Here is a 7793-nt window from a genome sequence, read left to right as displayed (position 1 = left end):
CCACAGCTCATCCGGCACCAACCGCAACGACAACCGATCAACCACAACCGAGATCATCGCTCACCAGCGATCGATCACCACGTAAGACACGCTCTTAGCCCGGTCATCCAAATCGGTGGAATTGGATAACGATAGGGTCCTACCGGAACAGCCCTAGCGGAACTACTGGACGCGATTCCCGCTCGAACGGGGGGTGACCAGCGAGGAGACACCAGGATGAGTGCTGCACCGAATCCGGCGAAGTCCCATTGATTCGCTGGCGCGACCTCAAGCCGCGCTCCGTGTCGCGTGTAGTCGACGAGTATCATCGGTGTCCTGCAACCCATCGAGACCAGTGCTCGTCGGCCAGCTGTGCTGCACGTCGGCGAGCGGCGAGCGGGACCTCCTCCCTGCACCAGTCATCCAGCAACGCAGCCATACCGGTCACGAAATCAACACCGAGATCGGTGAGACGGCCACTGCGCAGCAAGGTCCCCGCCGCCTGGGCTGCCGCCAGGCGCCACCGGGCGAATTCCGTGTCCGCGTGCGCACGCGCCTGGGGCGTAAGCTCGTAATGGCGCTGCCTGCGCCAGAACGCAGCGACACCGGTGAACGCGTACGTTCCGTGCAGCAATCCGACCGCGGGGCGCGGATCTTCGCGCCATGGGGCATAGAAACGCTCTCCGGGCAGCGGTTCCACGAGCGGGATCAAGTCCATGAGTGCCACGAGCTTGGTGTGGTGCAATTCGTGGGCCAAGGTCAAGGCAAGAGCCAAGGGGTTCGGGGCAGCGGACAGGAACACGCAGCCGAAGGTGTCGTCGAGTGTTGCGCTGGTCATGCCGCTCGGCACCGGTCGCAGGGGGCTCAGCACGCTGACCCCCGCCGCGAGTCCTTCCGCCACCTCCGAGTGGTGACTTGTCAGCAGGTCCCAAGTCCGCGTCGCCATGTCTTGCCAACCGGGCAGGTCGACTTGGTCGGAGATCTGCAGGTCGGGCGGGAGCTCCTCCGGCGACCAGATGTCGACTGAGAACGAGGTGGACACGCCGGCCGCACCGACGGTGATCCTGGGGAACGGGTGCCATGCGGGCACGGTGTCCTGCCAGCGCAGGGGAATCCGCACTCCTTCGGCGACGTCGGTGCCTTCCGGGGTGTGACGCACGCCGACGTCGCCGGATACCTGACGCTGCACGATCCCCATCGACGGCAGGATGAGCCGTCCAGCTCCGGAAACGGTAACGACCGCGTCAACCCGGCCGAGGACCGCGGCTGCGAGCGCCACGTTCGCGAGCCGTTCCGGCGCTGCCGGACGGCCGCCCTTCAGCTCGGTGGCAGTTCGTGTCGCCCACGCCCCGACGAACGGGTCGTCCAGCACCCGTGCTACCGCTTCCGGTGCCCTCCGATGCGTGTTCCTCAACGCCTCGAATGCCCGCCGCACCCGCTCGTCGCCCGAAGTGGCCCCGATGATGTAGCGAATCAGCAAAAGCGTTCGGCTGCGCCGGGCCGCGACCAGGTTCCGGACAACCGCGGCTCCGCCGCCTCCTCTGGACAAGGTGACGAGATCGGCTCTGCTCAGCCGGTGAACCTGCGGGTTCACCTCGTTGCCCGGCGCAGCTCGGCGAGGTCGGCGGAGACCCGATCGCGAATGTGGCCAGCCAGCCGGTAGAGATCGGGGCAGTACACCGAAGGGTTGTCGAAGCCGTAGCCGGCACGGTAGCGGTGGGCCGGCAGACCACCACCACACACGACTCGATGCCGACAGCTTCGGCATGTCTCGCACAGGTCGGCGAGCTCGTTCAGCCGAGCGGTCACGGCGGGAACTCCCCACGCCGCGTCGAACGAGTCCCGAACCACGTGCAGGCCCGTCGCGGCCGCGCCTTCGAAGGTCGACGCGAGGATGTCGGACTGCTCGATCATGCCGTCGGTCTCGACCACGATCATCGCGGCGGGACCGAGGCCGACACCTTCGAGCCGGGAGTGCCCGCCGAGCAGCACGGCGAGGATTTCGTCGAAGACACGAACCCCTGTCTCCCGCTCCGGCGCGGAATACCAGCGGTCGAACAATGCGATCAGCCAGTCGGCGTAGGGTGTGGCACCCGGACCGGCCGGCAGGCCCGGCGGTGGATTCGTCCAGTTGCCGTGCGGCAGCAGAAAGTCGACTTTCGGTGGCTCGTACTCGAGCAGTGCCTCGTAGGTGGTCACCGGGTCGTTGACCAAATCGACTGTGCACAGCAACCCGGCGAACAAATGCCGGTACTCCCGGGACGCCAAGGCGGCCAAGGCGCGTTGCACATCCCGATGACTGCCATGACCACTGGGACCGACCCGGTGGCGGTCGTGTGCGGCCGCATCGCCGTCCAGGCTCACGCCGACCCGGACGCGCAGCTCTCGGAACAGGTTCAAGAAATCTTCGTCGAGCAGGGTTCCGTTGGTCTGCACCGTCACCTTCAACCGGGCCGGCACCGCGAGCCGCAAATCGGACACCAGCCGGCCGATCGTGGCCGGCCCGGCGAGCAACGGCTCGCCGCCGTGGAGGATCACCTCGGCCTCGTCTAGCCCGTGGACTCGCACATGTTCGGCGACCCGGCGCACCGTGAACTCGACGACGCGGGGCGTCATGACCCGCGGCCTGGACCGCCACCGTTCGTCGGCCTTGGTGTAGACGTAGCAGTAGTCGCACGCCAGATTGCACCGGCTGTGCACCTTGATGATGAACTGCCGGAAAGGCAACGGTGGAACGTCCGGCATGGTTCTCCTCGGGACCCGCAGGCGGTGACACGCCGATACTGCCTGATCGGGTGCGGTGGCGTCTCGTCGCCGTCGATACCCGAATGGCGCAGTGGCGAGCAGTATCATCGGCCATGTCCCGGTAGGATTCGCTGTCACCGACGCGGAAGGGGAGCGTGGCGGATGGACGACGACACAGGTCTGGAATCCGAATTGCCGGACGTCACCGGCATCGACCTGGACCAGCTCGAAGCGCTGCCGGACTCCGTTCTCAACACCGCGTTGCGCCGAGTGCTCACCGAGCCGGTGGACATGCCGAATCGGTACTCCGGATTCGAGAGTTCCCTGTAAGAATGGCGGTCCACCGACCGGGAGTGGTGATGAGCAGCGCACCGGACGAACAGACCGAGGTGACCGCGATCCTCACCGGTGTCGTGGGCACCGGAAGCACGACGATGGTGGCCAATCTGGCTGGCGTGCTGGCCGGCGCAGGGCGGCGCGTCATGGTGCTCGACTCGAGTTACGACGTCACCCGGGTGGCGGAGTACCTGGAGCCGTTCAGCGCCGGGCCGGTGGCAGTGCCGGAAGCCCTGCTCCGAACCGGCGATACGAGAGTCGGCAACGCTGACCGAACGTCACCGACCGCGGAACGATTCATCCTGCCCGCGGCGGGCGGTCACATCGATGTGGTCGCGTGGTCGGAGCGCGCAGCATCGCCGGCGGCGGACCCCGTTTCGGCAGGAGATCTGAGAGGCCGGCTGCGTGCCTGTGGCTACGACGACGTGCTCGTCGATGCGCCTACCCGGCCGGCCGCGCTCAAGGTCGACATGATCGCGGCTCTCTGCGACAAAGTGGTTGTCTGTTTCCGACCGCGGTCGGTGGCTGTCAGAGAGGCAGGCGACCTGGCTCGTGAGGTGACCGTCCGGGCGCCGGGGACCGTCTCGATCTTGCCGGTGGCGATGATGTTCGACGCCAGGTACCCGGCGCGGGCCGAAGCCATCCGCGCCGCGATCAAATCCGCCTTCACCCTGCCACCGCAGGACGACCGGGACGCCTGGATCGAGATCCCGTACCTCTCGACCGACACCCTCGATCCGCTGCTCGCCATCCTGGTCGAGGAGCCGTCCACCGGCAGCCCCCTCCATGTGGCGTACGGGCGCCTCGCAGCGATCGTCACGGGCGGCGTGGTGTCGGAGTCGCTCACCGTCCCCCCTAGGGTCCGGGCCCGGTACAGGTGGATGTTCGGGCTCGACCCGGCCGCCGTGCCGGAAAAGATACTGGTGGTCTACGCAGCGCCCGACCGGCCGTGGGCCGACTGGGTCAGCGGAGTGCTGGCGCAGGGCGGGGTGCAGGCCGGTTCGATGCGGGTGGGCCCGTTCGACCAACAGCCGGCCGACATCGCCGGGGTGGTCGTCGTCGACTCGGCTCGTCTGGAGGAGTCGTCTCACCTCGACGCCGTCGCCGAGTTGGTGAGGCAGCTCCCCTCGATCCGGATCAGTCTCGACGGAGTCGATTCGATTCCGGACGCGCGAACGCCGTCGATCGCGGCGTCCGGTGACGCGCGGACGCTCCGCGCACATCTGTTCCGCCATCTTCAGCTGTTCGACTCCCCCGCCGCGCCGGCGGAACGGATGCGGCTGCCGGGCGAACAGCCGGACATCTTCGAAGTGCCCGCCCGCAATCAGCACTTCGTGGGACGGGACGAAAGCATCGAACAGCTGCGTGACCGGTTGACCGGCCCCGACGGCGGCGGGGTCGTGACGCTGAGCGGCGCACCGGGCGTCGGCAAAAGCTCGCTGGCTCTCGAATACGCCCACCGGTTCTGCGGTGACTACGACCTGGTCTGGTGGGCACCGGCGTCGGACGCCGCCACCCTGGTGGCCAGCCTCGCGCAGCTGGCAGGCAAGCTCGACGTGCGGGGAACCCAGCACTCCGGGGCGGCTACCGCGCTGGAGCGGCTTCAGGTCGATCCTTACCACCAACGGTTTCTCCTGGTCTACGACAACGTCGACCACCCGGTCGAGCTCGAGCTCCTGCTACCGACCCCCGGGCTTGGTCACCTCATCGTCACCACCGCCTCGGCGCTGTCGCCCGACATGGAACTCGGCGCGATGCACATCGAGGACGGCGTTCGCCTGCTCACCGACAGAGTGCCCGGCTTGTCCCAGGCGGACGCCACGACCGTCGCCCTCGAGGTGCGCAAGCTTCCGGTCGCGCTGGAGCTCACCGCCGCGTGGCTGACCCAGGCCGTCGCTGTCGAACGCCGCGCGGGAAGCACGGTCGCCGACGCCGCCTCCTGGGCCGGCCGGGCGTTTGCCGAACGCCTGAGCGAGGCCGCCCAAGACAAGAGTCCGGGAACGGGCGTCGTCCCCCAGGTGGTCGGTGTGGTGGTTGCCAGCCTCTGCGAGTCGGAGCTCGGCCGGATCGCGGTGCTGCTCGCGCGACTGTGCGCGTTCCTTTCCCCCGACGGCATCGGGCTGGAGCTACTTCGTTCGGCTGGCATGCGCCGCACGTTGATCGAGCTGTCCGGCACGGACGCTGAGGCGCTTCGGCTGGACTCCGGCGAGATCGACCGGGTGTTGTGGCTCGGCGCCCGGTACGGGCTGTTCCGGGTCTCCTGGGGCGTCCGGCATTCGCTGCACCAGCACCGGGTCGTGCAGGCGGCGCTGCGCGCAGGGATGACCGAAGTCCAGCGGGCCGCCCATCTGGCGAACGTGCACGAAGTACTGGCAGAATTCGCGCCCAGCGAAGTCGATGAAGCCGAGCCCCACTACCTCCAGCGCTTCGCCGAGCTCCAGCAGCACGTCGCGCCAGCAGGAGCACAAGCAGCCACCACCGACACGGTGCGGCGGTGGCTGGTCAACCAAGTGCGCTACCTGTACGTCCACGGTGGGCCGAGGGTGCACAGCACCGCGGTCGAACCGACGCGCAAGTTGCTCGAGGAGTGGACCACCCGCTACGGCACCGGCGACGCGCTGCGGCTGCGGCTGGCCGCTCAGCTGGCTAATCTCCACCGGGCTCTGGGCAATCCGGCGGAAGCGCTGCGGCTCGACGAGGAGGCGCTGGCCGACCAACGCCGGGCTTGGGAGCCCCGCCACCCGCAGACACTAATCACCGCGCGGGGACGGGGCGGCGACCTGCGGGGGCTCGGTCAGTTCACCGACGCCTACCTGGAAGACCAGGCGACATGGCAGGGATTCACCGAAGAACTCGGCGGGGACCACCCGCAGACGCTGATGGCTGCCAACAACTACGCCACTTCACTGTTCCTTTCCGGGGATGCGGTGGCGGCGTGCGACGTAGCCGAACAGAACTACCTGCGACGGCTGCGGTTGCTGGGTGCGGACAACCTCATGACGTGTTCGTCACTGGCCAAGCTCGGCACCTACCGACGAGAACTGGGTGACTACGACGCCGCCCGGGACATGCTGGACAACGCGGCCCAGCGCCTGCACGCGTTGCTGCCCGATCCGCACCCCGCCAAGCTGGCCGTCCAATACCAACGGGCTGTCACCCGGCGGTTCACCGGCTCGCCGAGGATTGCCAGGGACACGACGGAGAGCGTGGTGCGCGAATACCGCGAGCTGCTCGGGTCCGGTCACCCCCGCACGCTTGCCGGTGTGTTGAGCTTGGCGGCGGCGGCACGGGCGACGCACCAGTTCGAGGACGCCGTCCATCTCGCCGGCGAGGCGCTGCGAGGCTTTCTGCGCCTGGTCGCTGATCGGCACCCTTTCGTCGCGCTGTGCCGCCTGGGCGTCGGGCTCGCCCAGCTGCGCACCGTCGGAGCGGGTTTGGCGGAGCTCACCACCGCCGTCGAGTCGCTGCGCGCCGAACTCGGTGACACGCACCCGTGGACGCTGGCGGCGTCCGTGGACCACGCCGTCGCTCTCGCCGCGGCCGGCGACGCCGTCCAAGCCGGGGACTTGCTGAAGGAGACGCACGCGGCCTGCCTGGAATTCCTCGGAGCACGGCACCCCTGTACATCCGTCGCCGCCCACAACTTCGATCTGGTTCGCGACGATCCCGCCGGATTCGGCGAATCCACCTGGAAGGAGATCGATGTCGACATCCCGGACACCTGACGGGACCGCCGTGTCGCACACGGTGCGAGCGTCGCACGCCGACCACGCGTTCGAACCGACGATCGGCCTCTGCCGGGAGACCCTGCACGCGAACCCGCTGGACTATCTCGCCCACTACAGCGACGGCCTGTTCGACTTCAGTGTCGACCGGCTCGTTCCCGGCGAAAGTGGCCCCGGGCGTGAAGACCTGCAACGAGTCGGTCAGCAACTCGCCCTGAGACTGACCACCGTGGACCGGAAGCTGCAGGAAGTACGCACCGGCGCATTGATCCGCACCGTCCTGCACACGCCGAGCGGAGCGTTCTTCTGTGACTCGGTGATACCGGGGCAGCAGGTAGTCGGCGTGATATGCGACCGCTCTGCGTCACGGGTCGTCCGAAACCCCTCTGACCAGGAGGACGTCATGGCGGCGGATCAGGCCGTGGCGCTGTTGGTGACCGCTGTCCGCGGCCGGATCAGCCTGCCGTCGCTGAACCCTGGTGGGTGGGATGTCCGGCAGTCACCTGAACCCGCTGTCACCGGAGAGGCGATCGCTTCGGTGCAGCATCTGGGCAGGCTCGATGAACGCGCGGTCGAGCTGTTCAATGAAGCCTTGGCGATCGAGGATCTCCACATGGTCGCCCACTGCCGGGACGGTGAGGCGACGCTCATCGCCGACCTGTTCGGCGAATCCGCACTCGCTCCCTTCTTCCTCCAAAGCTCCGTCGCCCACCGGCGCCGGTTCTACCGGTCGTTCTGCGGTGAGCTCCAGACGTCCGTGAGCACGTTGAACCGTATGGTCAAGACGGTGCTCGGGGATCTGCTGGTGCGAGTGGTGCTCGACGTGGAGCAGGGCGCGATCTACTACTACCGGCTCGGAGCCCGCGACTACCTGGTCGGAGTCACCCTCAACCAGGAGACACAGTCGCGAGCGGACGAACGCATGGCGCGGCTTGCTCTGCAATTCGCCCAGCTCGACGGCTGACCGACGGCAGAATAGTGGGGATCCGCCAGCGCGGGAGACGCTTA

At 67.8% G+C, this 7793-nt stretch carries 5 protein-coding genes; 3 read left to right on the top strand and 2 right to left on the bottom strand.

The window, feature by feature from the left end:
* Positions 1–304 precede the first annotated feature (304 nt).
* Positions 305–1573: an HEXXH motif domain-containing protein gene (locus AB0F15_RS38935; RefSeq protein WP_360281782.1), complete on the bottom strand. Its 1269-nt coding sequence runs from the start codon at positions 1571–1573 to the stop codon at positions 305–307.
* Positions 1570–2724, bottom strand: coding sequence for an FxsB family cyclophane-forming radical SAM/SPASM peptide maturase (locus tag AB0F15_RS38930; RefSeq protein ID WP_360281780.1), 1155 nt, complete (start codon positions 2722–2724; stop codon positions 1570–1572). The genes AB0F15_RS38935 and AB0F15_RS38930 overlap by 4 nt, the downstream gene beginning before the upstream one ends.
* Positions 2725–2886: 162 nt before the next feature.
* On the opposite strand from AB0F15_RS38930, the gene fxsA reads away from it, so the two are divergent.
* The 3 genes from fxsA to AB0F15_RS38915 are packed head-to-tail and all read left to right on the top strand — an operon-like array spanning position 2887 to position 7749.
* Positions 2887–3054, top strand: coding sequence for an FxSxx-COOH cyclophane-containing RiPP peptide (fxsA, locus tag AB0F15_RS38925; RefSeq protein WP_360281778.1), 168 nt, complete (start codon positions 2887–2889; stop codon positions 3052–3054).
* Positions 3055–3083: 29 nt separating this feature from the next.
* Positions 3084–6785 (top strand): FxSxx-COOH system tetratricopeptide repeat protein, encoded by a 3702-nt coding sequence (gene fxsT / locus AB0F15_RS38920; RefSeq protein WP_360281776.1) that lies wholly within the window; start codon positions 3084–3086, stop codon positions 6783–6785.
* Positions 6763–7749, top strand: coding sequence for a hypothetical protein (locus AB0F15_RS38915; protein WP_360281774.1), 987 nt, complete (start codon positions 6763–6765; stop codon positions 7747–7749). Before fxsT ends, AB0F15_RS38915 begins: the two co-directional genes overlap by 23 nt.
* Positions 7750–7793 lie beyond the last annotated feature (44 nt).

The sequence above is a fragment of the Amycolatopsis sp. NPDC026612 genome (genome assembly GCF_040638285.1).
Taxonomy (GTDB): domain Bacteria; phylum Actinomycetota; class Actinomycetes; order Mycobacteriales; family Pseudonocardiaceae; genus Amycolatopsis.
Note: the sequence above shows the minus strand (reverse complement) of the source record. Positions and strands in the feature narration are given on the sequence as shown.

Bases quoted from the DNA above. Each gene is read 5' to 3' on its own strand.
- AB0F15_RS38930 (WP_360281780.1), bottom strand. From the start codon at position 2,724: ATGCCGGACGTTCCACCGTTGCCTTTCCGGCAGTTCATCATCAAGGTG.
- fxsA (WP_360281778.1), top strand. From the start codon at position 2,887: ATGGACGACGACACAGGTCTGGAATCCGAATTGCCGGACGTCACCGGC.
- fxsT (WP_360281776.1), top strand. From the start codon at position 3,084: ATGAGCAGCGCACCGGACGAACAGACCGAGGTGACCGCGATCCTCACC.
- AB0F15_RS38915 (WP_360281774.1), top strand. From the start codon at position 6,763: ATGTCGACATCCCGGACACCTGACGGGACCGCCGTGTCGCACACGGTG.